This is a genomic window from Polaromonas sp. P4_H1 (assembly GCF_056400945.1).
In genome coordinates, this window is sequence record NZ_JBFUKG010000014.1 from 14,609 (window position 1) to 40,248 (window position 25,640).

General features: G+C 63.8%; 29 protein-coding genes and 1 pseudogene. 11 read left to right on the forward strand and 19 right to left on the reverse strand.

The window, feature by feature from the left end; all coding sequences use genetic code 11:
- The first annotated feature begins 241 nt into the window (after positions 1–241).
- Positions 242–460 (forward strand): hypothetical protein, encoded by a 219-nt coding sequence (locus AC1DS5_RS17725; protein ID WP_477719567.1) that lies wholly within the window; start codon positions 242–244, stop codon positions 458–460.
- A gap of 94 nt (positions 461–554) precedes the next feature.
- Here the strand turns inward: AC1DS5_RS17725 and AC1DS5_RS17730 are convergent.
- Positions 555–916 (reverse strand): annotated as a pseudogene (locus tag AC1DS5_RS17730) (DUF1428 domain-containing protein).
- A gap of 315 nt (positions 917–1,231) precedes the next feature.
- Here AC1DS5_RS17730 and AC1DS5_RS17735 point away from each other — a divergent pair.
- Both AC1DS5_RS17735 and AC1DS5_RS17740 read left to right on the forward strand, forming a co-directional pair.
- Positions 1,232–1,582 (forward strand): PA2779 family protein, encoded by a 351-nt coding sequence (locus tag AC1DS5_RS17735; protein ID WP_477719568.1) that lies wholly within the window; start codon positions 1,232–1,234, stop codon positions 1,580–1,582.
- 27 nt (positions 1,583–1,609) lie between these two features.
- Positions 1,610–2,632, forward strand: coding sequence for a PA2778 family cysteine peptidase (locus AC1DS5_RS17740; protein WP_477719569.1), 1,023 nt, complete (start codon positions 1,610–1,612; stop codon positions 2,630–2,632).
- 24 nt (positions 2,633–2,656) lie between these two features.
- On the opposite strand, the gene AC1DS5_RS17745 is transcribed toward AC1DS5_RS17740, so the two are convergent.
- Positions 2,657–3,628: a DUF72 domain-containing protein gene (locus tag AC1DS5_RS17745; protein ID WP_477719570.1), complete on the reverse strand. Its 972-nt coding sequence runs from the start codon at positions 3,626–3,628 to the stop codon at positions 2,657–2,659.
- A gap of 56 nt (positions 3,629–3,684) precedes the next feature.
- Between AC1DS5_RS17745 and AC1DS5_RS17750 the strand changes: the two genes are divergently transcribed.
- Together AC1DS5_RS17750 and AC1DS5_RS17755 are read left to right on the forward strand one after the other, a co-directional pair.
- Positions 3,685–4,659 carry a cysteine synthase A gene (locus tag AC1DS5_RS17750; protein ID WP_477719684.1) on the forward strand — a complete coding sequence of 325 codons (975 nt, stop codon included), beginning with the start codon at positions 3,685–3,687 and terminating at the stop codon, positions 4,657–4,659.
- Positions 4,660–5,212: 553 nt separating this feature from the next.
- Complete coding sequence (locus tag AC1DS5_RS17755) at positions 5,213–5,740, forward strand: hypothetical protein (RefSeq protein WP_477719571.1); 528 nt, start codon at positions 5,213–5,215, stop codon at positions 5,738–5,740.
- A gap of 59 nt (positions 5,741–5,799) precedes the next feature.
- On the opposite strand, the gene AC1DS5_RS17760 is transcribed toward AC1DS5_RS17755, so the two are convergent.
- Complete coding sequence (locus AC1DS5_RS17760) at positions 5,800–6,186, reverse strand: SRPBCC domain-containing protein (protein WP_477719572.1); 387 nt, start codon at positions 6,184–6,186, stop codon at positions 5,800–5,802.
- A gap of 166 nt (positions 6,187–6,352) precedes the next feature.
- Here AC1DS5_RS17760 and AC1DS5_RS17765 point away from each other — a divergent pair, with 166 nt between their 5' ends.
- Positions 6,353–6,958 carry a DUF938 domain-containing protein gene (locus AC1DS5_RS17765; protein WP_477719573.1) on the forward strand — a complete coding sequence of 202 codons (606 nt, stop codon included), beginning with the start codon at positions 6,353–6,355 and terminating at the stop codon, positions 6,956–6,958.
- A 64-nt stretch (positions 6,959–7,022) separates the two neighbouring features.
- On the opposite strand, the gene AC1DS5_RS17770 is transcribed toward AC1DS5_RS17765, so the two are convergent.
- The 4 genes from AC1DS5_RS17770 to AC1DS5_RS17785 all read right to left on the reverse strand — a co-directional run bounded on the left by AC1DS5_RS17770 (position 7,023) and on the right by AC1DS5_RS17785 (position 9,598).
- A complete protein-coding gene (locus AC1DS5_RS17770) occupies positions 7,023–7,628 on the reverse strand; it encodes a hypothetical protein (protein WP_477719574.1) in 606 nt (201 codons plus the stop codon).
- Positions 7,629–7,865: 237 nt separating this feature from the next.
- Entirely contained in the window at positions 7,866–8,327 is a 462-nt protein-coding gene (locus AC1DS5_RS17775; RefSeq protein WP_477719575.1) for a methyltransferase family protein, read from the reverse strand.
- 268 nt (positions 8,328–8,595) lie between these two features.
- On the reverse strand, positions 8,596–9,036 hold the full coding sequence (locus AC1DS5_RS17780; RefSeq protein ID WP_477719576.1) for a host attachment protein: 441 nt from the start codon (positions 9,034–9,036) through the stop codon (positions 8,596–8,598).
- 121 nt (positions 9,037–9,157) lie between these two features.
- Positions 9,158–9,598, reverse strand: a complete 441-nt coding sequence (locus tag AC1DS5_RS17785; RefSeq protein WP_477719577.1) for a universal stress protein — start codon at positions 9,596–9,598, stop codon at positions 9,158–9,160.
- A 290-nt stretch (positions 9,599–9,888) separates the two neighbouring features.
- Here AC1DS5_RS17785 and trxC point away from each other — a divergent pair, with 290 nt between their 5' ends.
- Positions 9,889–10,326: a thioredoxin TrxC gene (gene trxC / locus AC1DS5_RS17790; RefSeq protein ID WP_477719578.1), complete on the forward strand. Its 438-nt coding sequence runs from the start codon at positions 9,889–9,891 to the stop codon at positions 10,324–10,326.
- Between the two features lie 43 nt (positions 10,327–10,369).
- On the opposite strand, the gene AC1DS5_RS17795 is transcribed toward trxC, so the two are convergent.
- The gene (locus AC1DS5_RS17795) at positions 10,370–10,918 is read right to left on the reverse strand and encodes a DUF2242 domain-containing protein (RefSeq protein WP_477719579.1); all 549 of its coding nucleotides are present in this window, start codon (positions 10,916–10,918) and stop codon (positions 10,370–10,372) included.
- A 253-nt stretch (positions 10,919–11,171) separates the two neighbouring features.
- On the opposite strand from AC1DS5_RS17795, the gene AC1DS5_RS17800 reads away from it, so the two are divergent.
- Positions 11,172–11,576: a hypothetical protein gene (locus AC1DS5_RS17800; protein ID WP_477719580.1), complete on the forward strand. Its 405-nt coding sequence runs from the start codon at positions 11,172–11,174 to the stop codon at positions 11,574–11,576.
- A gap of 170 nt (positions 11,577–11,746) precedes the next feature.
- Here AC1DS5_RS17800 and AC1DS5_RS17805 read toward each other — a convergent pair whose 3' ends face one another.
- A complete protein-coding gene (locus tag AC1DS5_RS17805) occupies positions 11,747–12,496 on the reverse strand; it encodes a winged helix-turn-helix transcriptional regulator (protein WP_477719581.1) in 750 nt (249 codons plus the stop codon).
- Positions 12,497–12,600: 104 nt separating this feature from the next.
- Between AC1DS5_RS17805 and AC1DS5_RS17810 the strand changes: the two genes are divergently transcribed.
- Together AC1DS5_RS17810 and AC1DS5_RS17815 are read left to right on the forward strand one after the other, a co-directional pair.
- On the forward strand, positions 12,601–13,542 hold the full coding sequence (locus AC1DS5_RS17810) for a carbon-nitrogen hydrolase family protein (protein ID WP_477719582.1): 942 nt from the start codon (positions 12,601–12,603) through the stop codon (positions 13,540–13,542).
- A gap of 125 nt (positions 13,543–13,667) precedes the next feature.
- The gene (locus AC1DS5_RS17815; protein ID WP_477719583.1) at positions 13,668–15,089 is read left to right on the forward strand and encodes an FAD-binding oxidoreductase; all 1,422 of its coding nucleotides are present in this window, start codon (positions 13,668–13,670) and stop codon (positions 15,087–15,089) included.
- 74 nt (positions 15,090–15,163) lie between these two features.
- On the opposite strand, the gene AC1DS5_RS17820 is transcribed toward AC1DS5_RS17815, so the two are convergent.
- The 10 genes from AC1DS5_RS17820 to AC1DS5_RS17865 all read right to left on the reverse strand — a co-directional run bounded on the left by AC1DS5_RS17820 (position 15,164) and on the right by AC1DS5_RS17865 (position 24,358).
- On the reverse strand, positions 15,164–15,775 hold the full coding sequence (locus tag AC1DS5_RS17820) for a hypothetical protein (protein WP_477719584.1): 612 nt from the start codon (positions 15,773–15,775) through the stop codon (positions 15,164–15,166).
- 333 nt (positions 15,776–16,108) lie between these two features.
- Entirely contained in the window at positions 16,109–16,528 is a 420-nt protein-coding gene (locus AC1DS5_RS17825) for a potassium channel family protein (RefSeq protein ID WP_477719585.1), read from the reverse strand.
- 74 nt (positions 16,529–16,602) lie between these two features.
- The gene (locus AC1DS5_RS17830; protein ID WP_477719586.1) at positions 16,603–17,307 is read right to left on the reverse strand and encodes an ABC transporter ATP-binding protein; all 705 of its coding nucleotides are present in this window, start codon (positions 17,305–17,307) and stop codon (positions 16,603–16,605) included.
- Positions 17,300–18,106 carry an ABC transporter ATP-binding protein gene (locus tag AC1DS5_RS17835; protein WP_477719587.1) on the reverse strand — a complete coding sequence of 269 codons (807 nt, stop codon included), beginning with the start codon at positions 18,104–18,106 and terminating at the stop codon, positions 17,300–17,302. The genes AC1DS5_RS17830 and AC1DS5_RS17835 overlap by 8 nt, the downstream gene beginning before the upstream one ends.
- Positions 18,103–19,083: a branched-chain amino acid ABC transporter permease gene (locus AC1DS5_RS17840; RefSeq protein ID WP_477719588.1), complete on the reverse strand. Its 981-nt coding sequence runs from the start codon at positions 19,081–19,083 to the stop codon at positions 18,103–18,105. The genes AC1DS5_RS17835 and AC1DS5_RS17840 overlap by 4 nt, the downstream gene beginning before the upstream one ends.
- On the reverse strand, positions 19,083–19,955 hold the full coding sequence (locus tag AC1DS5_RS17845; protein ID WP_477719589.1) for a branched-chain amino acid ABC transporter permease: 873 nt from the start codon (positions 19,953–19,955) through the stop codon (positions 19,083–19,085). Before AC1DS5_RS17845 ends, AC1DS5_RS17840 begins: the two co-directional genes overlap by 1 nt.
- Before the next feature lie 158 nt (positions 19,956–20,113).
- Positions 20,114–21,286, reverse strand: coding sequence for an ABC transporter substrate-binding protein (locus AC1DS5_RS17850; protein WP_477719590.1), 1,173 nt, complete (start codon positions 21,284–21,286; stop codon positions 20,114–20,116).
- A 60-nt stretch (positions 21,287–21,346) separates the two neighbouring features.
- Positions 21,347–22,336, reverse strand: a complete 990-nt coding sequence (locus AC1DS5_RS17855; RefSeq protein WP_477719591.1) for a PDR/VanB family oxidoreductase — start codon at positions 22,334–22,336, stop codon at positions 21,347–21,349.
- A 48-nt stretch (positions 22,337–22,384) separates the two neighbouring features.
- Positions 22,385–23,182: a GntR family transcriptional regulator gene (locus AC1DS5_RS17860; RefSeq protein WP_477719592.1), complete on the reverse strand. Its 798-nt coding sequence runs from the start codon at positions 23,180–23,182 to the stop codon at positions 22,385–22,387.
- A gap of 66 nt (positions 23,183–23,248) precedes the next feature.
- Complete coding sequence (locus AC1DS5_RS17865) at positions 23,249–24,358, reverse strand: aromatic ring-hydroxylating dioxygenase subunit alpha (RefSeq protein ID WP_477719593.1); 1,110 nt, start codon at positions 24,356–24,358, stop codon at positions 23,249–23,251.
- 143 nt (positions 24,359–24,501) lie between these two features.
- Here AC1DS5_RS17865 and AC1DS5_RS17870 point away from each other — a divergent pair, with 143 nt between their 5' ends.
- Entirely contained in the window at positions 24,502–25,635 is a 1,134-nt protein-coding gene (locus tag AC1DS5_RS17870) for a 5-methyltetrahydropteroyltriglutamate--homocysteine S-methyltransferase (RefSeq protein WP_477719594.1), read from the forward strand.
- The last annotated feature ends 5 nt before the right edge of the window (positions 25,636–25,640 follow it).

Consider the following 25,640-nt stretch of genomic DNA (forward strand, 5'->3'; position numbering starts at 1 on the left):
TCAACGCTTGCCGCGCTGGACGTCGCACAAAGTCGTTTTTGCCTACACAAGGCGGTCAGTGCTGCGTGTCAAATGAGGGTCTCGGCTTAGAGCCGCTAACAAAACCCAGCGAAGCGGTCCTGGCTAGGCGTGCCGCCGCAGACCTCTAGCACGGCAAGGCGGCACAACGACGCCAGGAGGGTTTTGTTAGCGGCTCTTAAAGCATGCCGTCCACGTCCGTTCAACCATGCAGGAGATTGCCATGCCCCAGTTCGCCATGATTACCGGTGACGTGACCTACACGCCGGGTGACGGTGTGCCCATAGAAATCCCGCGGGTGCGCGTGGAAGTGGCGCTGACCTTCGACAGCGCCACCCTGAGCTGGGAAGATGCCCCGGGCATTGCCGCCGTGACCGCCATTCCCCTCACCCAGTTTGAAGAATATGTGCAGGAAGGCAAGATCACCTGGATACCGGAATAAGCGCCGGCGTCCCAATTAGCCACCCGCCAGGTCTGGACGATGCGCTCGTTCGCCATCAGCTTCTCGCGGCGCGAGGCTCGTGCGGTCCAAAAGCTCAGAGCTCGACGATGGTCTTGAAGCCGCCCCAGAACATGCGCTTGCCGTCGAAGGGCATGGCCTTGGGGTCCATCATCGGCGCCAGGCGCGGGTCTTTCATCACCTTGGCATTGACGCTGTCGCGCTGCCTGCGCGACTTGTAGACTATCCAGGAGAACACCACGGTCTCGTCCGGCTTGAGCTTGACGGCTTGCGGAACGAAGTGTGCTTGCCCGGCTTCACGTCGTCAGCAACGCATTCAATGTAATCAAGAGCGCCGAATTCCTTCCAGATCTTTCCGGCCTTGCGCGCCATGCGGCGGTAGGCGTCGAGGTTTTTCTTCGGAACCGGGACAACGAATCCATCGACATAGTGGGCCATGCAAGTGCTCCTTGGGGCGTCGGGGTGGAGGAATCGGGTTGCAGGAGAGTGTCCGGCTTTATCAAGGTGCCCGTCAAGCTGCGCGCTTGTTTGACGCAACGCCGGATCCAGCAAGTCTGGCGGGTGACGCTCACGGCCCAGCGCTGCAAGAGCGCGGCCCAACTTATTTTTGTTGCCAAGTGTGAATGCCACACGGTTCGCGGACGCACGCAGCATACAAAAATCCGCCACGGGCGTATATTGGAACGGCGTCGGGCAATTCCTGCCGGGCGTTGTTCAGGCCGAGCTTTGAAGGAGGTCCAGATGATACCAATCATGAAAAGTCTGATATGCCGCTCATTGATCGTTGCGCTAATCACACTGTCTTTCCAGACAGCACAGGCAGGGATGATCGGGGCTGATCAGGTCGCTGCCAACGCACCGCCTGACCGCGCCGCGGTGCTGAGCATACTCAGCCGCGCCGACACGGCAGCCCAACTTCGGGCCCAAGGCATTGACCCAACGATGGCCCGCGAGCGCGTCGCGGCCATGACGGACGAAGAAGTGCAGACCCTGGCGGCCACCAACATCGACACGGCCCCGGCCGGTGGCATGAGCACCGCCGCAGGCGTGCTGGTGGTGGCGCTGATCGCCGGCCTCGTCTGGTACTTCGCGTTCCGCAAATAAAGCGCGGCGAAAGCCGCGGAGTGATGCATGCCTGATCTCCGCGCTTTGATGATGGGCTTGCGCACATGCCGGCGCGCGGGTATTGCGGGTATTGGCTGCCTGTTGCTCGCCCTCGCCGGCTGCGCGCAAATGGTGCCGCAGACCATGGCGCTGCGCACGGGCTGGCCTGTGGGCGTGGCCCGGCAGGTCGAACTGGCCGGCGTTCCCTTTTTCCCGCAAGAGGAGTACCAGTGCGGCCCCGCGGCGCTGGCGACCTTGCTCAATCACGCGGGCGTGACGATCACGCCCGAGGCGCTGGTCGAGCAGGTTTACCTGCCCGCGCGCCTGGGCAGCCTGCAAGCCGAGATGCTGGCCACGCCGCGGCGCTACGGCCAGGTGCCCTACCTGCTCGAGCCTCGCTACGACGACCTGTTACGCGAGGTGGCGGCTGGCAATCCGGTGCTGGTCTTGCAGGACATCGGCCCTGTCATGACCCAGTGGCATTACGCGGTGGTGGCGGGCTTTGACTACCCCGCCGGCGAACTGCATCTGCGCTCGGGCATGCGCAGGAGTCAGGCCCTGCCCTTCACGCTGTTCGAGCGCACCTGGATGAAAAGCGGCTACTGGGCCATGGTGACCGTGCCGCCCGACCGCATTCCCGCGACGGCGACCGAAGCCCGATGGCTGGCGGCCGTGATGGCGATGGAAAGAACGGGCGACGGAAAGGCCGCTACCCTGGCCTACGCCGCGACCCTCAAGCGCTGGCCAGACAACCTGACTGCCAGCATAGGCCTGGCCAACCAGTACCATGCCGCAGGCGCGCTCAAAGAGGCCGAAGCGGTGCTGCGCGAGGCCTCGACGCGCCACCGACAGTCGACCGTGGTTTTGAACAACCTGGCCCAGAACCTGTCCGACCAGGGCCGCCAACAGGAGGCACTTGCGCAGATCGACCAGGCTCTGCAGGCACAGGGGCCATTTGCGGCCGAGGTGCGTGAAACCCACCGGCTCATCTTGCAACGCCTGGCTGCCCAGCAGCCTCAAGGTGCGCGAGCGGGGTCGGATTCGAAGTAACAGGGAATGGGGTTGAACTCCCCTTCATGCCGCATCCAACAGCCGCATCACCGTCCTCGCGTTCCTCTGCCCCTGATCCTCGAAGTTGTTGTTGAACACCACGTGCATCGCGCCGACCCGCTTGGCCAGCTCGCGGATGCGAGGCACCAGCGCCGCGAGTTCCTGGTCCGGGTAGTCGTAGTTGAAACGCTCGGACGACGCCGCAAGCCCTTTCTGGTTCCAGGTCTCCTGGTTGCGTCCGTGCAGCCGCAGGATGGCCAGCGCGGGATTGGCCACCTCCCATACCGCCGGCACGCTGTTGGCAAAGCCCTGCGGCCCGTCGACCACCACATGGATCACGTTCAGATCCCGCTCGAACGCGAGCGTGGCGGCGGCATGCTCTCCTTCGAACCAGGTGCGGTTGCGAAACTCCACCGCCAGTGTGTGCCCGGCCATGGTCTGCACGCAGCGCGCCACATGCTCATGCCCTTCGCGGTTGCGCACAATCCACGGCGCAAACTGGAAGTGCACGGCGCGCAGCTTGCCCGCGGCGTTCAGCGGCGCCAGCGCCTCGATGAAGCGACGCCACAGCTCGTCGCGAATCTCGGCGGGCATGTCGCGGTAATAGAGCAGCTTCTTGCGGCTCAAGGTGGCGCTGGCAGCGATGGCGGCCTGCAGGTCCTTGTGCAGCACGGTCGGCGAGGTTTGGTGCCCGGTGAACAGCCTGAACGCCTTGACGTTGAACACGAAGCCTGCCGGCGTGCGCTCGGCCCACAGCTGCGCGGTGCTTGCGCTGGGCATGGCGTAGTAGCTCGAATCCACCTCGACCAGGGGAAACTGGCTCGCGTAATAGTGCAGCCGCGCCTCGGCGCTGCGCGCTTCCTTGGGATAAAAGCGTGCGCAACCGATCAGGCTTTTGTCGGTCCAGGAGGCAGTGCCAACCAGGATGGTCATGGGAATCAGGATCGTGGAATGGCACTCGGCCGCCACAATGTTTTCATTGGGAGTATCCTTCAAAAGAGAGATATCCAGTGCGCCAACCACTGGGACACTGGGAAGTGGAGGTCCACATCATGGACGTGCGTGAAGGCTTCATCGGCAGCATAGGCAACACACCACTGATCCGGCTGGCAAGGCTCAGCGCCGAGACCGGCTGCGAGATCCTCGGCAAGGCGGAGTTCCTGAACCCGGGCGGCTCGGTCAAGGACCGCGCGGCGCTCTACATCATCCAGGATGCCGAGCGGCGCGGCGCGCTGAAGCCAGGCGGCACGGTGGTAGAGGGCACCGCCGGCAATACCGGCATCGGGCTCGCCCATATCTGCGCGGCGCGCGGCTACCGCTGCGTGATCGTCATTCCGGAGACGCAGTCGCAGGAAAAGATGGATCTGCTGCGCGTGCTGGGCGCCGAGGTACGGCCGGTGCCGGCCGTGCCGTACAAGGACCCCAACAACTACCAGAAGATCGCCTCCCGCCTGGCGCAGGAGATGGACAACGCGATCTGGGCCAACCAGTTCGACAACCTCGTCAACCGCCAGGCCCACTATGAAACCACCGGGCCGGAGATCTGGCGCGACACGGGGGGCAAGGTGGACGCCTTCACCTGCTCCACCGGCACAGGCGGCACGCTCGCCGGCGTGGCGCGCTTTCTCAAGGAACAGAACCCTGCTGTGCGCAGCGTGCTGGCCGACCCCTACGGCAGCGCCCTGTACAACTTTGTGAAGACCGGCCAGCTCACGGCGGAGGGCAACTCCATCACCGAAGGCATTGGCTCCAGCCGCGTGACCGCGAATCTGGAGGGCACGCCCATCGACGACGCCGTGCGAATCAATGACCAGGACTGCGTCGCCATGGTCTACCGCCTGCTGCGCGAAGAGGGCCTGTTCGTGGGCGGTTCCACCGGCATCAACGTGGCGGCCGCCGCGTGGCTGGCCCGCCAGTTGGGGCCGGGCCACACCATCGTCACCCTGCTGTGCGACCGCGGCGGGCTGTATTCAAGCCGGCTGTTCAATCGCGCCTGGCTAGCGGAAAAGGGATTGGCGCCGCAGTGATTCAGTGATTGAGCGCATCGGGGGGCGGACTCCAATCACCTGAAACGTCTCCCCGATGCCCGACGCTATGCCCTATATCTTCCCGGCTGCCAGTTCAAGCAGGCGCTGGCTGGTTTGGCTCCTTCACCCTCTGGGGGAAGGCGGGGATGGGGGCTCTGTGCGCCTGCACTTCTTTCAAACAAAGCAGGTGCGGTTGCTATGCCTTTCGGCCTGTTCTGCGTTGGTTAACGAAGCGTTACCTCGCGAGCCCCCATCCCAACCTTCCCCCAGAGGGTGAAGGAGCAAAAACGGGCAGCCTGAGCGTTCAGACGGCTGGGCTCGGACTTGTGCATAGCGACCATGCCCTCACCCCATATGAAGCCCGAAATTTGGGCCAACTTCCAGCCAGGCGCACGCCCCGCTTCCGGCTGCCAGCCAGGCCCTGCCCCAAACCCGGCTGGGCTGGCCACTCTAGCCCGTTAGGTCGCGCTCACTAGGGAAAACCCGCATCATGGCGCTACCTTTCTAGCTACCTTTCTAATTTCCCAGCTTCAACCCATCCCAAGGAAACACCATGAGCGCCAAAAATCTGTCCATTGTTGCCGGCAACCTGATCGAGTCTTATGGCAATACGGCCAAAAACGTGATTGATGCCTACCGCGCTGGCGGCGAGCGCGTGGTCAGCCTGCTGGAGCAGCGCTGGAACCGCGCGCTGGAAGAGTCACGCCCGCAACTCACGGCTGAAACGGTCGAAAACGCATCGGCTGCGCAGCTGGCTTTTAGCGCCTGCTACGCCAAGGGCTTGAGCCTGACGACCAACGGCGCACAACACGTGGTGAGCCAATTGGTCAAAGTGCTGGAAGGTGGCGTAGAGCGCGTGGCCGCCAACGCCAGTGCATTTGAAGAAAAAACCGGCGTGACCGCCCTGAACGTGCTGGCCCAGGCCACGGTACCGGGCGCCGAGGCGCTGACCAGGCTGGCAACGCAGATCGAACAGAAGACGGCGGAACTGGCCAGCAAGATTGCGGGCGGCAGCGTGGTGACTGCCAAGGTCAAGCGAACGTCTACCTTCAAGCAGCGGCGCACCGCCAAAGCCGCCTGAGCCAGCGAAACCGGGCCAGGGCCTGACTCCCGTTCCATGCCAGCGCCCACCGGCGCCCATCAACCCAGGTACTTCTTGAGCGGTTCCCAGTAATTGCTGTGCCAGCCGGTCTCCAGGTGCTCGCCTGTGCCGTCCGGAAAGCCGGCATGGTCGACGACAAGCAGGGTGCCCGCACCCTGCGCCTTCAGCACGAAACGAACCACGGAATAAACGCCGGCGTCCCAATTGGCCACCCGCCAGGCCTGGACGATGCGCTCGTTCACCATCAGCTCCACATGGCGCCCCACGATCATGCCGCCAAAGCATGAAAAGGCGCCGCCTGCCTCGCGGCTGATCTCGGCCGGCACGCCGGTGAGCGCGCTGAACTGCTGGCTGTCGGTCAGCGCGCTGTAGACGCGCTGCGGGCTGGCTGCGATGACGATTTCCTGATGGATGACATGAGACATGGCCACACTCCAATCCGTCTCTCGATTGTGGGGAGCGTCGCAGGCTTGTCAAGCTGGCTGCAGCGGGTAGCCGAACCAGCCCTGGAAAGCTGCCCACGCCCGCTGCGCAAGGGCTACCATTCACCTTCGCTCCTTTCGCGCATTAACCTTGCCGCAACGCCCGCCCATGCCCCAACCCGATTTCAGCCCCGCTGCCGACCGCAACAAGCAGCCCATCTTCAACATGCTGCGCGAGCTGCTGCCGGAGCGCGGCAGTGCGCTGGAGATTGCCTCGGGCACTGGCCAGCACGTGGCCTGGTTTGCCGCTGGCCTGCCGCACTGGACATGGCAGCCCACCGATGCCCGGCCCGACGCGCTGGACTCCATTGCAGCTTATGTGGAGCAGCAGGGCCTGACGCAGGTACGCCCGCCCTTGCTGCTGGACGTGATGGCGCCGCGCTGGTTGCCAGACGACGAGAAGTTCGACCTGATTTACTGCGCCAACATGCTGCACATCGCGCCCTGGGCCACCTGCCCCGCATTGATGCAGGGAAGCGCGCGACACTTGGCACCGGGCGGTGTGTTGATTACCTACGGGCCCTATCTGGAAGATGACGTGCAGACCTCGGAGGGCAACCTGGCGTTTGACCAAAGCCTGCGCGCACAAGATCCCGCCTGGGGCATCCGCCGGCGTGAAGACGTGGAGCAAGAGGCTGCGCGCGCCGGGCTGAAGTTATCGTCGCGGCACGCCATGCCCGCCAACAATCTGTTGCTGGTGTGGGCCAGGGCCTGAAACCGGGGGCAAATGCTGCGCCCTCCGCAAACCCCGCCGCAAACCAGGCCGCAAACCACGCTGCTCAGCCGCCCGTCAAAGCCACATAGGCCGCCCGCGTATCGGGCCCCACAGCCGCCAGCACCTGCGCATACGTTGTTTGGTGCCGCGCCATCAAGCGCGCAGAAGCCACCGCTTTCGAGTTGCAAAACCAGTGGCAGGTGTGCTGCATCAAAAACAGCTCGGCAGACAGCGTGAAGGCCTTGTCCCGGGGCGTGCGGTTCAACGCGTTGCTCGCCGCCTGCATGAGGCCGTGGGCGTGGATGGCGAGGGCCTTGCGCAGGTCGAACGTGGCCTGGGGGAACAACCTGGCGGCGTAGGGAATGGCCAGGGGGAGCGTGCTGACGCGGGTATCTGCGGCATCCAGCCTGGCAAACTCGGCGCAGAACTTGTTGAATTGCTCGCACAACTGGGTTTCGGTCGAGTCGAGGTAGCGCCAGATCTGCTCGCGGCGCTCCAGATCTTTCTCGCCCAGTGCGCGCAGGTAGCCTTCGGCCAGGGTCTCCATCAGCTTTTCAATCTGGTAGTTGCCCAGATGACTGGCCAGCAAAACAATGCGTTTGCGTTGCTCACTTTTCTTGAGCAAGAAATAAGCCACTGCCAACAGCAGCACCAGGGGAAGAAGTTCCATCGCGACGTTCAGTTTTCTTGTGTGAAGGGGTGAATGGGTAAAAGGGGCAAGGCAAGGGCGGCAGGATCAGACCTGTTCAGGTTCAGGGCGAACGGGCCGCATTACCCGGTCGGCCTAGCTTAAACCACTGGACGGACCTGTTTCGATGCACGGGAACGTTTTGTGTCAAGGCAGGGCCGGCGTTTTGCGACCGGTGGCGGCGGGAGCGGCGGGAATGCAGCGCAGCTGGGTGAACCCTCACAACCAGCGCCTGACGCGGGCCCGATAGTCGGTGTAGTGGCTGCCAAACAGGGCGGCCAGCGCTTTTTCCTCAGGCTTGATCTGAAAGCGGGTGATGTAGCGCACAAACACCGGCAACCCCAGCACGGCCCAGGCGCAGGACAAATGGGCAGCCCAGGCCAGCAGCATGAACACCAGGCCCACATACATCGGGTTTCGGGTGAACCGGTAAACACCCGAGCTGACCAGCCGGGAGGATTTGTCGGGCCGCAGGGGGTTGACGGTTGTTCTGGCACGCCGGAAGGCGAGGATGCCGGACATCTCAAAGCCGGCGCCGATCAGCACCAGCGCCACCACCACGGCCATGCGTACAGCCGCGGGGGTGTCGATGCCCGGTGCAATCAGCGACACGCCCCACATCGCACTGCCCACCAAAACAGCTACCAGGGGTGGCGGAATCCTGAGTTCAAGGTTGGGCATGTGAAGACCGATGGACAAAATGACAGATTGACCGGGCACCGGAGCACCCCAGACCGCCATCTTCGCCCATTGGCCCTCCAAAGAGGCTTCAAGGGACTTTAAAAAAAGAGAAGGGGCACAAAGCCCCAACCCGCGGTGAATCGCTGCGGGGACAACAGCCCGCCCCGTGCCATCCTTCCCTTCTCCCCCACTTCCCACTTCCCACTTCCTACTCCCTACTCTCCACTTCCTGCCCAGTGACAGCAAAAGTGATTTTTTAAGCCGCCAATCAGCGCGCCATCTCCTGCGCAATTCGCCGCTCCACTTCGCCCAGGCCAAAGCTGGTGAGGTCCAGGTCTTGCAGGTAGGTCAGCAGGCGCGTGGTGGCCGAACCGAGTTCGCTTTCGAGCTCGCCCAGGAAAGGGCTGGACGCAAAGATGGCGAGCGAGCGGAAGCTGTCCTGCTGGGCATAGGGCTCCAGGTAGTCGGCCAGTTCGCGCGCAAAGCGCGGATTTTCCTTGTGCTTGGCTTCCATTCGCGGCTGATAAGCCGTGCCACCCATGCCCTGGTCAGTATTTTCGCGCCCCATCCTGTCGTCGGCCAGTTCGCTGACCTTGCTGCGGCCTTGCGGATGCTCAAAGCTCTTGAGGACCACCATGGGGCTGCCGCGGTCGTGCGACAGCAGGCGGGCGTGCGTAGCGTTGGCAATCAATATCCATTCTGGCTTCATGATCGTGTCCGTCAAGGTTAGGGGTACCCCAGGTTGTCATTGATTTCACGATAGCGCAGGTCTTCCAGAGCGGATTTGATGCGCGCCAAGAAAACCTGCGAATGCGGGGGCATGGCCAGGGTCAGCGCGCCACCAGCACGGGCAACGCCGACTCGGCCACCACCCTGTTGGCCACGCTGCCCAGCATCAGGCGGCCGAAGCCGGAGCGCCCGTGCGAGCCGACCACGACGAGGTCGGCGCCCTCGTTTTCGGCGGTCAGCAAAATGCCACGCGCGGATCCGACCTCCTCCACCATGCGAAGCTCCACCGCCAACTGGTCATCACCCCGCCCGGCGATCTCCATCACCCTGGCGTGGGCTTCTGCGGCCCGGGCCTGCGCGGCCGCCATGTAGGCATTAAAGCCGTAAGGGTTGGTCTCGCCCAGGCTCAGGTAAGGATAGGGGTCGATGACAAACACCGCCGTGAGCTTGGCGCCGTGTGTGCGCGCAAGACCGACAGCCAGTTCGGCGGCATGCTCCGAGGCGGCGGAGCCGTCAGTAGCCAGAAGAATGTGTTTGAACATGGCGGGCCTCGCTTTTGAAAATGGCGGGCAGGCAAGGCCCGGCCAGCAGATGATTTGATGACACCGATTTGATGATGCAACCGGGGGATGGACGGGCCTTTGATCCGCGTCAAACTCGCTGCAATTAGTAGGTGGTAAGTGGTAAGTGGTAAGTGGTAAGTGGCAATCGGGCAATTTGGCATTTGGCGGGCCGTGGTCGGCGGGACTTGCGCCCGAGCCAGCCGGCCACACCCGTCGAAAAGCGGGGGACGCGCTTGAAATGGGTCGCCACGGCCCCAAGGTGCACGAATATGACTGAATCCCTGCACATCGTCTGCCCGCACTGCCACACCACCAACCGCGTCCGCGCAGACCAGCTCGGCAGTGCGCCGAATTGCGGCAGCTGCAAACAGGCGCTTTTCACCGCGCATTCCGCCGCGCTGGACGAAGCGGCTTTTGACAAACACATCAGCCGCAACCAGATTCCGGTGCTGGTGGATTTTTGGGCGCCGTGGTGCGGGCCCTGCCGCCAGATGGCACCCGGCTACGAGCAGGCTGCCGCGCAACTGGAGCCCAGGGTGCGCGTGGCCAAGGTAGACACCGAGGCCGTGCCCAACCTGGGCGCACGCTTCAACATCCGCAGCATTCCCACGCTGGCGCTGTTCCAGAACGGCCGCGAGGTAGCGCGCCAGGCGGGCGCCATGGGCGCGGCGGACATCGTGCGCTGGGTGCAGTCCAAGCTGCGCTGACGGCGGCCAGTACGGCCAGACCGGGGTTTTCTCAAGGGGGAGATCAGGGGGAGATGCCCACCGACTCATCCGTGGCCAGGTAGCGCTTCAGCAGGTCAAAAAAGCTGTCATAAAACGCATCGGAGGTGATGGTCTGGCTGCCCACCTTGACCATCGCATCATTGCTCGAACTGAAGGGCAGCGAGAGCGAGCCGATCGCCCCCACCCCCACGCTGGCGGAGTTGTTGCTCTTTTTCAGGGCATAGCTGTCCTGCAGCGCGGTGACAAAACCCAGGCTGATTTTTCCGTCAGAGCTCTCGGGCGCGCACACCACCCGGATCATCATCTGCAGGTGGGCCTCGGGCTCGGGCTGGAAGCTCTTCTGGCCCTCCACCAGGTCGGCCCTGACGGTGTTGATGATGTAACCCTGGCTCAGCAGCGCCCGTCGCGCGGCCTCGCAGGTTTGCGCGGGGGTGGCGTCAAACAGGCGGGAGTACGTCGCGGTGGAACCGAACTTTTCCTGCAGCGGGAAGGCCTTCACAGGGCTTGCGCACCCTGCCAGCAGGGCTGACAGGCCGCAAAGGCCCAGCAGCAATGGCACCAATGGAGACATCAATGAAGACACCAATGGAGATTGACGGTAAGTCAGGCAAAACGGCTTCACAGGTAAAACACTCCCCAGCATCAACATTTCTACAGGTTCATCAGGCATCATCACCCATGCTGACACACCCAGACATATTCAGGCGATTTTAAAAACTTCGCCGACGCCCTCACAGCACCCTAAATCATTGACCCGGCGCAAACGCACGGTTTACACCCAGACTGTCGTAGGACGTTTCCACCGCCTTCGGGCCGCACGGCCCATGCGCTACTATTTTGATAGCTACCTGCCGCCGTGGTTCGCCGCAGCTACTCGGCAAGAGCCTCTTCTATTTCAGAAAATCGCTAAAGTAGGCCTGATGGAGCCCTGCTACATCCATTACAAACGCAAACACCACGCCCGGGGCCTGGCTGCCGGCGCGCTGGCCGCCTTGCTCGCGCTGGCCGCCTGCACCGAGGCGCCCAGCTGGCAAAAGCTGCTGGCGGCAAAGATCACCCAGCAGTATCCGGCGTACACCGTGCAGCCGACACCTGACGGCAACTTGAAGGTGGAGCGGCCGGGGCTTGCGACCGTGCCGGTGGATGTGGACGCCATTGCCCGCTTTTGCCAGCGCGGGCCGCAGGACTGCAACTACGCGACCGACCAGATGCTGCTGGCGCTGCGCTAGTGTGGTGCGCTCGAAGTTCCAGAACCTATGGGGCGCCGGCAATGGTGGCGTCTGCGGATGTCGAACTCACGCTCCCGGCCAGTTGCTGCCGGTGGCGACCGGCGACTGTCGGGCGACCACCCAGTGCAGTCACGGCCGACCTGGCCTGCGCGTCCGCCTCGGCGTACAAATTACAAGTGCGCTTCGGGTCCGCGGCCAACCAGCGATGGCGTCAGAGATGGGCCGCTCGGGGACATCCGCCCCGCGGCGCGGCGCGTCGAGGCGAACGCACTCGTGCCCAGCCACCGCCATAGGTCTTCCGCGTCGCGCCTCGCCCCATCAACACGGATCTCGTGCGACTGAAGGGCCTGCTGAGGCGTGCGGTCACCCGCCCACACCTCGGTCAAAGCGCGCACGGAAGCATCCACCACGAGCGTCAGCTCGCGCCCTGGGTCGTCGCGACACAGGTCGGCCACGCCGTCCTCCACGACGAGCCACCAGGCGCGCTCGCGAGCCCGTGCGTCGCGGAACTGGAAGTGGATGACCACGGGCCGGGACGGGAACTCCTGGATGCACGCGAATCGGCGCATATCCCACATGAGCAAGCCCGCATCCAGTTCATCGTCGCGCAGGCGGCTGCCAATCCACTGCGCACCCCAATGGCCAAGCGCCATGACAATGGGTCGAAGTGCCTCGCCGGCCTCTGTGAGGCTGTATTCCCAAACCTTGCCGACGGCGTCGCGGCGCACGACACCGAATTCCTCGAGACGTTGAAGCCGCTGCGCCAGCAGGCTGGTGGACATTCGCGGTACGCCGCGATGCAGCTCGTTGAAGCGCTTGCTGCCGCACAGCAACTCGCGCACAACCAGCGGCGTCCAGTGCTCGCACAACACCTCGGCACCCCTTGCAACGGTGCAGAACTGACCGTAGGTTTTTTCCATCGTATCGTCTCCAGAGCGTAAACGCTTCAGATTCTGGACTAGTCTGGGCGCCCAGTCACGCGCAAGCTGTCCATGTAGGGCACGTCTGCCCGAGAAAGAACGCCATGACGAGGATTGCCATCATTCAGCGCCCACCGGCCTTGCTCGACCGTGGCGCCACCATCACAAGAGCCGTGCAATGGGTCGCCGAAGCAGCAGCGGCAGGGGCGTCGCTGATCGTCTTTCCCGAGTCGTTCATTCCGGGTTACCCGTCCTGGATATGGCGACTCGCGGCAGGAAGGGATGGCGCCGTCATGGGCCAATTGCACGCCCGCTTGCTCGCCAACGCGGTTGACGTCGGCGGCGGCGACTTGGCTGAACTGTGCGAGGCCGCCCGCGCCCATAAGGTGACGATCGTGTGCGGCATCAATGAGCGAGATCGGGAGCGTGGCGGCGGGACGCTCTACAACACCGTCGTTACCATTGGCACCGACGGCAGGGTGCAGAACCGGCACCGCAAGTTGATGCCAACCAACCCTGAACGCATGGTTCATGGCTTGGGCGATGCGTCCGGGTTGCGCGTGGTCGACACGCCTGCCGGCCGGATCGGCTGCCTCATCTGCTGGGAGAACTACATGCCGCTGGCGCGCTACGCGCTCTACGCCCAGGGCGTGGAGATCTACGTCGCGCCCACCTACGACAGTGGGGACGCCTGGATCGGCACGATGCGCCATATCGCGCTCGAGGGTCGGTGCTGGGTGGTCGGTAGCGGCACGGCGCTGCGTGCCAGTGACGTTCCGCAGGACTTCCCGGCCCGCGCAGAGTTGTTCCCCGATCCCGAGGAATGGATCAACGACGGCGATTCGGTGGTGGTCGATCCCATGGGGAAGGTCGTCGCGGGCCCATTGCGCCGAGAGGCCGGCATCTTGTATGCAGAGATCGATACCGCGCGCGTCGCGCCGTCACGCCGAACGCTCGACGTCACCGGGCACTACGCGCGACCGGACATCTTCGAGCTACAGGTGCGTCGCGCGCCGGTGACACCCGTGCGCTACGTTGACGGGTAAGCGCCGCGCGCCCAGATTGATTGCAGGACCAGCCGACCCGTTCCGTCGCTCGAACACTTGCCAGGATGGCGGCCGGCAACCGGCAGTAAGACCCCAAATTTCATCACTCTTCCTGGAGATGACTCATGGCTATCAAACTTACACGAATGGACGGCGGGACAGTGGACCTTTCGCCGGAGGTCCTGCAGTCGTTCAAGGCCGCATTCAAAGGCCAGGTGCTGACTGCGGATGACCCGGAATACGAGGAGTCGCGCAAGATCTGGAACGCGATGATCGATCGTCGCCCTGGCCTGGTGGCTCGCTGCACCGGGACGGTCGATGTCGTGCAGGCCGTTCGGTTCGCGCGTCAGCACGGGCTTCTCAGTTCCGTGCGCGGCGGCGGCCACAATATCGCAGGCCTTGCGGTCTGCGAGGGCGGCCTCATGATCGACATGTCACCGCTGAGAGGCGTTTGGGTCGATCCAGTGCGCCGCACGGCTCGCGCGCAAGCCGGCTGCACACTGGCCGAGGTCGACCGCGAGACACAGCTGCACGGGCTCGCAGCCGTGCTCGGTTTTGTTTCTGCCACCGGGATTGCAGGCCTCACCGTCGGCGGCGGATTTGGCTACCTCACGCGTCGCCACGGCTGGACCTGCGACAACGTGGTCTCGATGGAAGTGGTGACCGCCGGCGGCGACGTCTTGCGTGTGTCTGCGGACGAGAACGAGGACCTGTTCTGGGCGCTGCGTGGCGGCAGCGGCAACTTCGGAATCGTCACATCGTTTGAGTATCGACTCTTTCCCGTCGGCCCCGAAATCCTGGGAGGCGCGATCGCGTGGCACGGCGACGACGCCCAGCAGGTTCTCGACGCCTACCGTGAGTTCAGCGCAGGGGCGCCGCGCGAATTGACCAGCGTGGCTGTTCTGCGGATTTCGCCGCCGGCACCTTGGCTCCCGAAGGATGTGCACGGCAAGCCGATCGTCGCCATCTTCGTCTGCTACTCCGGCAAGGTCGAAGACGGAGAAGCATTGATCGCGCCGCTGCGCGGGCTGGGTCGGCCAGTGGCCGACATCATGACGCGTCGGCCCTATACGCAGATGCAGAGTCTGCTTGATGCCACGCAGCCCAAAGGACGGCGCTACTACTGGAAGTCACACTACCTGCCAGGCATCGATCGTCAGACCATTGACGTCGCCGTGGAGCATGCGGGCCGAATTCGATCGCCCCATTCGGCCATCCTCCTGTTCCAGATACAGGGTGCGTTGGGCGAGCTGCCTGCCGGGTATTCGCCGGCAGGCAATCGAGACGCGGCCTATGTGCTGAACATCGCTGCCTCCTGGGAGAAGCCGGGCGATGACGACATCAATGTCAAGTGGGCGCGCGACTGCTTCGAAGCGACGCGCTCCTGCTCGACAGGCGGGGCATACATCAACTTCCTGACTGAGGACGAGGGCCAGGACCGCATCGAGGCCGCGTACGGCCGATCCAACCTGGACAGACTCGCGGCGCTCAAGCGCAAGTACGACCCCGAAAACTTCTTCCGCCACACAAAGAGTGTCTCTGGTTGAACTGATAGCCAGTCAGCTCGACCCTCTCGGGCCAAGCTGCCTGGCTTGATGGCTTCATGCCTTCTCAAAGCTTCCTAGCCACGTCCACGGCGGTTGTGCATCATGCGCTCCACCTCCTGGCGCAGTGCGGTCAGTTCATCGCGCAGCTGGCGGCGTTCCTGCTGGGTCACCACACCGTCAGACTTGAAGGCGGCCTCATGGCGTGCAATGCGGCGCTCGCGGCTGTGCAGCCTGTCGGCTTCACGCTGGGTGATGCGGCCGGTGCGCACGCCCTCGTCAATGCGCTCGCTGATATTGACCTGGCGATTGTCGATGCCGGGGGTACCGGGATTGCCGGGGTAGCCGGGCTGGCCCACCACGTCGCGGTTGGCAATCAGGCGTTCAACTTCAGCGGTCAGGGCGCTGAGGTCGGCCCGCAGTTGCTGGCGCTCCTGGGGTGAGACGTCGCCGTTGGCCCTGAACTGGTTTTCGCGCATCTGGATCTCGCGGTCACGGCGGTAAAGCGCCTGCGCCTCCGACGGTGTGATGCGGCCCGAGGCCAGGCCTTCCTGGATGCGCGCGCTGATCGCAGCCTGCGTCTGGTCAATGCCGGGCGTGTAGGTGCTTTGCGCCATCACCGGAGCGAGGCCCAGGCTGGCAAACAAGGCGGACGCCAGTAGCGAGAGGGTTAAAAGTTTCGATTTCATGGGATCTCCTGCTTTGGATTGGATAACCGACAACTCGAATGGCCATTTGCAGCCGCTGGCATTTCAAACCAGGGTCGGCAAGCGGCTGTGGGAGCTGCTTTCTGAATCGCTGCGTTCCGGGGTTCTGTTATCGGGATCTTTGATTCAGTGCGTTCATTGTTGGCCTGCATTTGTGAACGCCGTGTAAGGAAAACGGAGATTTACCCGGTATTTACGTCGCGACTTCAGTGGTATCCAAATGCACTTTTGACCCATAAAGTGACCGCAAAGGTCGGGGTGCGCCGGCCCCGGAGGTGATGCGCCAATGGAGATGTACCGGGACAGGCGGCCGGCTCAGCCAGGCGGGTCGGCCTGGCGCGTTGCCTTGAGCTCGCGCAGCTCATCGTGCAGGCTTTTCACCTCGGCGCGCAGTGCGCCGATGGCGTGCATCAGGTCGCGTTCGATTTGCCGCTCTTCGGTTTCAACAAACATGGCCGCCACGGAGGCCGTCACCAGCGACAGCACGGCCAGGCCCAGCAGCACCACCAGCACGGCAAATGCGCGCGACAAATCGGTGCTGGGAACAATGTCGCCATAGCCGACGGTAGCGGCCGTGGTGAAGGCCAGCCACAGCCCGTCAGCCAGGGTGACGACGCGCGGCTCGACGATCCAGAAGCCCACGCCGCCCAGGCCCAGAATCAGCAGGCACAGCACCAGCGAGTACCTCACGCCGCGGCGGGTGACAAGATGTTTGCGATGTTGCCAGTTCATCATGGAGGCACTGTACCGCAGCACCGGCTGCCCCCGTGTTGCGCTGGATCAAGGGCGTAGTGTGGTGTTGCACCACACTAGCGCGCCACCCCCAGCAGGTGTTCCAGCAGCTGCGGCTGCTCGCGCAACTGCCGCGCGGTGCCGGCATGCACTACGGTGCCGCGGTCGAGCACAACAGCGCTGTCGGAGATTGCCAGGATGGCCTGCGGATGCTGCTCGACGATGATGGCCGACAAGCCCTCTTCGCGCGTGATGCGGCGAATCGCCCGCAGCAGCTCTTCCACAATGATGGGCGCCAGGCCTTCGAGCGGCTCATCGAGCAGCAGCAGGCGCGGGTTGAGCACCAGCGCGCGGCCCACCGCCAGCATCTGCTGCTCGCCGCCCGACAGCTGCGTGCCCAGGTTGGTCTTGCGTTCGGCCAGACGCGGAAACATCTCGTACACCCGCTCCGGCGTCCAGCGGCCCGGCCGCGCCACGGCGGTCAGGTTTTCATGGACGGTCAGCGACTTGAAGATGTTGCGCTCCTGCGGCACCCAGCCGATGCCCACGGCCGCACGCTCATGCGAGGCCAGCTTGTGCAAAGCCAGCCCGCCCAGTGTGATGCTGCCGCCGTGCTGGCGCGTGGCGCCGGCCAGCGTGTTGATCAGCGTGGTCTTGCCGGTGCCGTTGCGCCCCAGCAGCGCCAGTGTTTTGCCTTCGTCCAGCGCCAGCGAAATGTTGTTGAGCACAATCGCCTCGCCGTAGCCGGCGCTCAGTCCTTCGACTTTAAGAAGTTCACTCATGGTGGGCCTCCTCGCCATGGCCCAGGTACACCGCCTTGACTTCGGGATCGTTCGCAATCTGTTCCGGATCGCCTTCGATGAGCACCGTGCCATTGACCAGCACCGTCATGCGCGTGGCAAAGCTGAACACCAGGTCCATGTCGTGTTCGATCAGCAGCACCGACACGTCGGCCGGCAGCGCCGCAACGGTTTGCAGCAGTTCCTCGCGTTCGCCGGCCGGCACACCGGCCACGGGCTCGTCGAGCAGCAGCACGCGCGGCTCGCAGGCCAGCGCAATCGCGATTTCCAGCAGGCGGCGCTTGCCGTAGGCCAGCACACGGGTGGGCTGGTTCATCACCTCGGTCAGGTGGAACTGCTCGAGCAGCTGCTCGCAGCGCGCGGCCACCGCGTCGCTGCGGCCCAGCGACTGCCACCAGCGGGCACCGAGGCCGTGTTGCTGCGAGACCGTCAACGCCAAAGTCTGCAACGGCGTCAGAGAGTCGAACAGCTGGTTGATCTGGAAGGTGCGCACCATGCCGCGCTGCACGCGCTGGTGCGGGGCCAGCTGGGTGATGTCGTTGCCGAGCAGCGTGATGCGCCCTTCGGTGGGTTGCAGCACGCCCGTCAGCAGGTTGATCAGCGTGGTCTTGCCGGCGCCGTTGGGGCCGATGAGCGCATGGCGCGCGCCCTTTTGCAGGTTCAGCGTGACGTTGTTGGTGGCCGTGATACCGCCAAAGCGCATCACCAGGCCGCTGGCCGACAGCACAGTCTGGTCGGTTTGATCGGTTTGATCGATTTGATCGGTCTGGCCGGTGCTCATGCCTTACTCCTCTTGAACCAGGTCCAGGGCCGCAGCAGGCGCTCGCGCCCGACCAGCACCAGCACGACGAGGAACAGGCCAATCCAGAAAGTCCAGTACTGTGGGGTGATGGCCGACAGGATGTCCTGCATCAGCTTGAACACCACCGCACCGGCAATACCGCCATACAGCCAGCCGACGCCGCCCACCACCAGCACCAGCATCACGTCGGCCGAGCGGTGAAAGTCAAACACGTCCAGCGAGGCAAAGCCGGTGGTCTGCGCCAGCAGGCCGCCGGCCGCACCGGCAACCCCGGCCGACACCGTGTAGATCACGGCCAGGCGCGCATGCACCGGAATGCCGATGGCCATTGCGCGCAGCCGGTTGTCGCGAATCGCCATCAGGGTGGCGCCAAACGGCGAATGCACCAGGCGCCGGGCGAGCAAAAAGAGAACGAGGCCGACACACAGCGAGTAATACGCGGCGGTGCGGCCCGACAGGTCAAACTCGAAGCGGCCCAGCAGCGGCCCCATCAGCACGCCTTGCAGGCCGTCGGCCCCGCCGGTGAGCCAGTCAAGCTTGTTGGCCAGCTCCAGCAGGATCAGGCCCATGCCCAGGGTGACCATCAGGCGCGTCAGGTCGCTGCCGCGCATGATGGTCAGGCTGCAGGCGGCGCCCATCAGCGTGGAGACCGCAATCGCCACCGCCAGCCCGACCAGCGGATCGGGCATGACCAGTTTGGCGAACAGCGCAGCGGCATAAGCGCCCAGGCCAAAAAATGCCGCATGCCCCAGCGACACAATGCCGGTGAAGCCCAGGATCAGGTCCAGCGAGATGGCAAACAGCGCGACGATGGCGATTTCATTGATGATCAGCGCATGGCTGGACAGCAGCAGCGGCGAGGCAAAAGCCAGCAGCCACAGCACCGGCTCCCAGGGTTTCCAGCGCGAGGCATTCAGCAGGGACTGCCGGACCGGCAGGAGTGGTTTGTTGTTCATCACTTGCCGCCTTTGCGCACAAACAGGCCTTGCGGGCGCCAGATCAGGATCGCAATCATCAGGCTGTAGACGATGAAGGCGCCGAGTTTGGGGATGTAGTACTTGCCGGCCACATCGGCAATGCCCAGCAGCAGCGCGGCCAGCAGCGGCCCGGTGATGGACGAGGTGCCGCCGACGGCGACCACGATCAAAAAGTAAATCATGAATTTCAGCGGGAAGGTCGGGTCCAGCCCCAGCACTTCAGCGCCCAGCGCGCCGCCCAGCCCGGCCAGGCCCGAACCGACCGCAAAGGTGGACAGGAACACCACGTTGACATTGATGCCCAGGCCGGCGGCCACGCGCTGGTCATCCACTGAGGCGCGCAGACGGCTGCCGAAGCGTGTGCGCGCCAGCACATACTGCAGCGCCAGTGTGAGCGCCGCGCACACGGCCACGATGAACAGGCGGTAGTGGCCCATACCCAGAATCCACGAGCCGCTGCCGATCTCGGTGCGACCACGCAGCCAGTCAGGCAGCTGGATGATCTGCTGGGTCGAGCCCATGAAGTAGTCCATGCTGGCCACCGCCATGAAGGTCAGGCCAATGGAAAACAGCACCTGGTCCAGGTGCGGCCTGGCGTACATCGGCCGGTACAGCGTGCGCTCCAGCACCCCGCCCAGCAGCGCCGCGCCCGCAAAGGCCAACGGCAGGCACAGCAAAAATGGCACGCCCAGCCGCTGCATCAGCAGCACGGTGATGTAGCCGCCCACCATGGCAAACGCGCCGTGCGCCAGGTTGACGAAATTCATCAGGCCCATGGTGACGGCCAGGCCGACCGCGAGCACAAACAGCAGCATGCCGTAGGCAATGCCGTCAAAGAGGATGGTGAGCATCAGTGATGGTAGTTAGTCAAGAAGTCGGGATCCTGGATTGCGGGTCGAGCCCGCAATGACCAGCAAGCAAAATAGCTGTCATGCCGGGCTTGACCCGGCATCCATCTTGGCGTGTACACGGCGATGGATTCGGGTCAGATCCCAATGACATACCCGTTTTACCTGGCCTTGCCCGGGTCTTTCACGTCCTTGATGGTTTCGAATTCGACGTTGTAGAGCTGGCCGCCGACTTTCTCGACCTTGCGGATGTAGACGTTTTGCACAATGTCGCGCGATTGCGCGTCCACAAAGATCGGGCCGCGCGGGCTCTCGAAAACCTGGCCCTTCATGGCAGCGAGCAAGGCCTCGCCGCCGCCTGCTCCCTTGGTGGTCTTCAGGGCTTCGTAGATCACGCGCATGCCGTCATAGCCGCCCACGGCCATGAAATTGGGCCGCAGCCCCTTGTTGGCCTTGCCGAAGGCCTCGACAAACTTCTGGTTCAACGGCGATTTGTGGGCCGCCGAATAGTGGTGCGAGGTCACCACACCCACGGCCACCTCGCCCATGTCGTTCAGGATGTCGTCATCGGTCACATCGCCGGTAGCGATCAGCTTGATGCCGGCCTTGTCCAGGCCGCGCTCGGCAAACTGCTTCATCAGCGCCGAACCGGCACCGGAGGGCACAAAGGCAAACACCGCATCGGGCTTGGCATCGCGCACTTTCTGCAGGAAAGGCGCGAAGTCGGGGTTGCGCAGCGGCACGCGCACCGCGTCCACCACAGCGCCACCGTTGAAGGTGAAGCGGTCCTTGAAGGTGCGCTCGGCGTCAATGCCGGGGCCGTAGTCCGACACCAGGCTCACCACTTTCTTGATGCCGTTCTTCGGCGCCCAATCCGCCACGCCAATGGTGACCTGCGGCAGCGTGAAGCTGGTGCGCACGATGTAGGGCGAGGCCTCGGTGATGCTGGAGGTGGCCGCGGCCATCACCACCATCGGTGTTTTGGACTGCGTGGCCAGCGGGGCCGTGGCGAGCGCCAGCGGCGTCAGGCCGAAGCCGGCCAGCACATTGACCTTGTCGTTGACGATCATTTCCTGCGCCAGGCGCTTGGTGACGTCGGGTGTGCCGGTGTCATCCTTGATGATGAGTTCGACCTTTTTGCCGGCGACGGTGTCGCCGTTTTGCGCCATATACAGCCGGGTCGCCGCTTCAATCTGCCGGCCCGTGGAAGCGAAGGGCCCCGTCATCGGCAGGAGCAGGCCTATCTTGAACTTGCCGTCTTGCGCGAGCGCTTGCACGCTGGCGAGCGCCACGGCGGCCATCACGGCGGCTTGGATAAAGGTTCTTTTGTTCATGGATGTCTCCTGGTAATTAATGCGAACGGAATCGGAATCAACAATGCAGTGTTAGGCCCCTCAGGCCTCGGGTCTATAGGAAGAATCCAGGGTCAGCGAGCCGACCACCCGTGATACGCAGGTACAGATGCGCGTGTTTTGCTGCTTTTCGTGCTCGCTCAAAAACACATCGCGGTGATCGATCTCGCCGTCCAGCGCGAGCACATCCATCGCGCACAGGCCGCACTCGCCGCGGCGGCAATCAAAAATGCTTTCCACGCCGGCGCTCTCCAGTGCGTCCAGCAGCGTGGTGTCGGCCGGCACCATGATGTCGACCTGATGGCGCGGCACCCGCACCCTGAAGGCCTGGGCAGCAAAACGGCCGCTGCTGCCAAAGGTTTCAAAACGCAGGTCGGCCAGCGGACGGCCGGCCTCGGTCCAGCTTTTCCTGACGGCCTCCAGCATGGACACCGGGCCGCAGGTATACAGCTGCCCACCCGCGGGCAAGGCGCCAATGGCGGCGGCCAGGTCCATGTTTTCGCCGCGCCCGGCCACGAAGGTCTGCAGGGCGTCGCCCAGCGCTGCGCGCAGCAGCGGCAAAAACGCCAGTTCCTCTTGCGTGCGCGCACCGTAGAGCATGCGCAGCGTGGCGCCCGACTTCTGGCACTGCGCCTGGAGCTGCTGGGCCATCATCACCAGCGGTGTGATGCCTATGCCGCCGGCCACGATCAGATAGTGCGGCGCCGACAGGTCCAGCTGAAAATGGTTTTGCGGATCGCTGATCTGCAGCCGGTCACCTACGGCCAGCCGCCACATGGCCAGCGAGCCGCCCCGGCCGTCGTCCATGCGTTTGACGGCAATGCGATAGCTCACGCCATCGGGCAGGCCCACCAGCGAATAGGAACGGGTCTGCACCTTGCCGTTGACCAGCACCTGCAGCTGCAAATGCGAGCCGGCCTGCCACGGCGCAGCAGCGCCCTCCGCCGGACGGATTTCGAATTCGCGCACGGTGGGTGTGACGTCGCGCACGGCGGCAACGGTGGCGGGTTGCCAGGTCTGGGTGCTTTTCATGTTCTGGGAATCACGTAGTCAGAGGTGGTCAGAAGTGGTCAGAGGCAGTCAGCCGCGCCGGCGGATCAGCTTCATGGCTTTCATGGATGCCGGCATGGCCGAGCCCTGGCCCGACAGCGCACGGCGCAGGTTGCGCTGCGCCAGGCGCGAGTGCTCGCGCATCAGGGCTTCGGCGCGCGTGCCCTCGCCGCGCTCAATGGCATCGAGTACCTGCCAGTGCTGGTCCTGCGCCACCACGAGCATGTCGCGCGCCTGCGGCGAGTTGGACTGCACCACGACAAAGGCCGAAGCCGACGCAAAAGGCAGGCTGACCACACGCTCCAGCTGTTTCACGGTGACCGGGCTGTCGGCCATCTCATAGAGCAGCGTGTGAAAGCGCTCATTCAAATCCACATAAGCGGAAAAGGCCTCGTCGCTCAGCGCGGGCTGGGCCAGCACCGCGTCCACCTGCTTGAGGCAGTCTTTGGCCTCACCCATCACCACCGCCGGCGCGCCCCGCTCGGCCGCCAGCCGCACCAGCAAACCTTCCAGCGTGCCGCGCAGCTCAATCGCGTCGGCAATGTCGCGCTCGGAAAAGGTCCGGACCGCATAACCGCCGTTGGGCAACGCTTCGAGCAGGCCTTCCTGCTCCAGCCGCATCAGCGCCGCGCGTATCGGCGTGCGAGACACGCCGAGGCGCTCGACAATCGCCAGTTCGGCAATACGGGTGCCGCCGGCCAGTTCGCCCGAGAGGATCAGCTCGCGCAGCTTCAGCAGCGCCCGCACCTGCGCGCTTTCCGTGCCAATCGGGTTTTCAGCGGCGGTGCCATCTGCCTCGGAAGCTATATTTTTGATAGCAGTTGCCATGGATTTGTGTTTGTGTGGGGGAGATGTCGGGAAAAAGAGCCGGGGTTGAAAGGCGTGGTTGAAAGATCAGGCCACCTGGCGGATCGGGATCACCGGGGTGGGGGATGTTTCACGTTCCACCATCTTGTCGATCAGTTTGCGGGCCCACATCGAGCCGGCGTCGATGTTGAGGTTGTAGAACTGGTGGTCCGGGTGTTCGTCCATGGCGATCTGCTGCGCTTCCAGCACATGCTCGTCTTCGCGGAAGATGCTGGCCACGCCCTCGCGCAACTGATGCGTGAGGCGCTGCTCGCCCAGACAGTAGTTGCGCGCAAAAGCCCAGAAGTAGTGGCAAGTGCCGTCGGTCTCGGGCGTGATGGTATTGAGCACAAAGCCGTTCACGCCCCTGCTGCGGTTGCTCAAGCGCGCATCGCCTGCATTGCCGCCGGGCGGCACGGCGCCGGTGCCGGCCTCGGCCACGCCCACGTCAATCGTCACGGTGCAGGGCGCTTCAAATTTGATGATCTGCCAGCGATCCACCGGGCCCTGGTAACCCAGGGAGTGGTTGATCTGCCCGGCCCAGAAAGGCGGCGCATCAATATTTTCCATCCAGCGCGTCACGGTGGCCGTGCGGTCGCCGTGCGTGGCCACAAACGGCGCCTCGGCCACCGCACGCTGGCCAATGCTGGAGCTGTGCACAAAGGTCTCATGTGTGAGGTCCATCAGGTTGTCCACCACCAGGCGGTAGTCGCACTTCACCTTGATCATTTTTCCGTCGCCCGCCCATTCGGCATCGTCGTTCCAGTGCAGGTCGGGCACCAACGCCGGGTCGGCCTTGGCCGGATCACCCGGCCAGACCCAGACAAAGCGGTGCTTTTCCAGCACCGGGTAAGCACGCACACAGGCCGAAGGGTTCAGTGTTTCCTGGCTCGGCATGTGGGTGCAGCGCCCTTGGGCGTTGTAGACCAGACCGTGGTAGCCGCAGGTGAGCTCATCGCCGTCGAGGCGGCCCATGGACAACGGCAGCAGCCGGTGCCAGCAGGCGTCTTCCAGCGCGGCCACTGTGCCGTCGGTCTTGCGGAACATCACCAGTTTTTGCTTGCAGATGGTGCGCGGCAGCAGCGCACGCACGACTTCGACGTCATAGGCCGCGGCATACCAGGCGTTGAGCGGAAAGGAGGGTTTTTCGTCTTTCATGGATACGCACTGTATACATAAAAGAAGAAAAATCAACTGAAAATAGCCATTTCTAGGTGTTTTCACCAGTTTCTGTATTCATTCAAAGAGTTAATCAATGCCTTAACATGCAAGCTAATCACCGCCTCAACCAAGGACTCCGTATGAGTAACACGAGCAACGCCGCCCCTCACCTGCCTGCGCGCTATGACCACGTGGGCAGTTTTTTGCGCCCGAAATATTTGCTGGAAGCCCGCGAACAAAAAGCCCAGGGCCAGATCTCGCCCGAGCAGTTGCGCCAGGTGGAAGACCGGGCCATCACCGAGATTGTGAAATTCCAGGAAGACGTGGGCCTGAAAAGCATCACCGACGGTGAGTTTCGCCGCACCTACTTTCACATTGACTTTCTGGAGCAGATCGGCGGCGTGAAAACCGACATCCCGGTCACCGTGATCCGGCCCGACGGCTCGCAGGAGCTGGCTCCGCCGGTGATGCGCGTGATTGACAAGGTGCGCCACGTCAAGGACATCCAGTTGGCCGACTTCCAGTACCTCAAGAGCCAGGTATCGGCAGGCAACACACCCAAGGTGACCATTCCGTCACCGACCATGCTGCACTTTCGCGGCGGACGGGCCGGCATCAGCAAGGAGCACTACCCCGAGCTGGACCCGCAGTTCTACCAGGACGTGGCCAATGCCTACGGCGAGGAGCTGCGCTCGCTGGCCGCCGCCGGCTGCACCTATGTGCAGATGGACGACACCAACCTGGCCTACCTGTGCGACGAAAAAATGCGCGAAGCCGCACGCCAGCGCGGCGACGACCCCAATGAGCTGCCGCACCGCTACGCCAAATTCATCAACCTCGTTGTCGCGCAAAAGCCACCCGGCATGCTGCTGGCCATGCACCTGTGCCGCGGCAACTTCAAGAGCACGCACGCGGCATCGGGCAATTACGAGCCGGTGGCCGAGGCGCTGCTGAAAGAAATGAACCTCGACGCCTACTTCATGGAGTACGACGACGCGCGCAGCGGCGACTTCAAGCCGCTGCGCTACCTGCCCAAGGGCAAGACCGTGGTGCTGGGACTCGTCACCACCAAGTTTGGCTCGCTGGAAGACAAGGACGACCTGAAACGCCGCATCGAAGCCGCGGCCCGCTACGCGCCGCTGAAGCAGCTGGCGCTGTCACCGCAATGCGGCTTCAGCAGCACCGTGCATGGCAACGACATCGCCGTTGAAGCACAGCGCGCCAAACTGCGCCTGGTGGTGGAAACGGCGCAGGAGGTCTGGGGAACGGCCTGAAGCGT